Raw genomic sequence first — 1202 nt, forward strand, 5'->3', positions numbered from 1 at the left:
GGTACGGGCACCGACGTGCCGGAGCTATCTTCGCCGCAACCGGTGAGCAGCATGGGCAGCAGCACCACCGTCGATGCCAGAGACAGAGACCCCAGTGACTTGAGCAGCCACTTGTGCATTGTTCCGTTCATGTTTCTCCTCTTAACCAAAAAGTAGGGTTCGGCTGAACACTTCCCTCACATTACCCGATCGGCTCGCTCAGGGCAACCTAAGCCTTCTGAGAAATGGCCAATCGAGGGGAGACGCAGACACGCCAGTTTGGTGGCTAGCCTGTTTACTCTGCTAATCATACAGGCAGATGCGGCAGCTTTGGCAAGAGTTATCGACTTTTTCCGGGCCAATGGGGAGTGATCTGGGTCACAGACGATGGCATGAGCTTGCCTGTGGCTACTGCTTCGTACAACTCTGCTGAAGAGGCTGGGTTGAGGCTTGGCCGAGGGAGGTGAGACGTGGCCGGAATCTTTGCCCAGCAAGGTTTTCTCGGATCCAACTCTAAAAAACCGGGAGATCTACCTATTTCTCTGAAAAATGGTGCTTGATCCGGGGCAGAAGGGTGGCAGGATGAGGAGTGGATGTTTTTTCTGGAGACCCAACCAGGATGGCTACCTACAAGGTCACTCTGATCAACGAAGAGCGAGGCTTGAACGTCACCATCGATGTGCCGGATGACGAGTACATTTTGGATGTGGCGGAGGAGCAAGGGATCGAGCTGCCCTATTCCTGCCGCGCCGGGGCCTGTTCGACCTGTGCCGGCAAGCTGGTGAGCGGCACGGTGGATCAAAGCGATCAATCCTTCCTGGATGACGATCAGATCGAGCAGGGCTATGTGTTAACCTGCGTGGCCTACCCTACTTCTGACTGCACCATCATCACCCATCAAGAAGAGTCGCTGTACTGAGGCCCTCACCCCCAATCCCTCACCCGCGGCCCCTCTCCCTGGGGGACGACCCTCACCCCTGGCCCCTCTCCCCCAGGGAGAGGGGTTTTTTGTTTTGGGTGCTCCTTTCCGGCAGCCTCAAGCGCTCCGCGCCACCGCAGGCGACTACTCCCGACTCCTCTCCCAGCCCTCACCCCCGGCCCCTCTCCCTCAGGGAGCAGCCCCTCACCCCCATCCCCTCTCCCTCAGGGAGAGGGGGGTTAGGATGGCAGCAGAGTGGCTTTTGGAGGCGGCTGTGGCTTTGACGATAGGATCCGTTCCTGGG

Annotated in this window: 1 protein-coding gene; it reads left to right on the plus strand. The window is 58.4% G+C overall.

The window, feature by feature from the left end:
• The first annotated feature begins 598 nt into the window (after positions 1–598).
• Positions 599–898: a ferredoxin gene (locus NW844_RS12820; RefSeq protein ID WP_414336204.1), complete on the plus strand. Its 300-nt coding sequence runs from the start codon at positions 599–601 to the stop codon at positions 896–898.
• Positions 899–1202 lie beyond the last annotated feature (304 nt).

This window comes from Synechococcus sp. H55.2 (assembly GCF_047462495.1).
GTDB lineage: Bacteria > Cyanobacteriota > Cyanobacteriia > Thermostichales > Thermostichaceae > Thermostichus.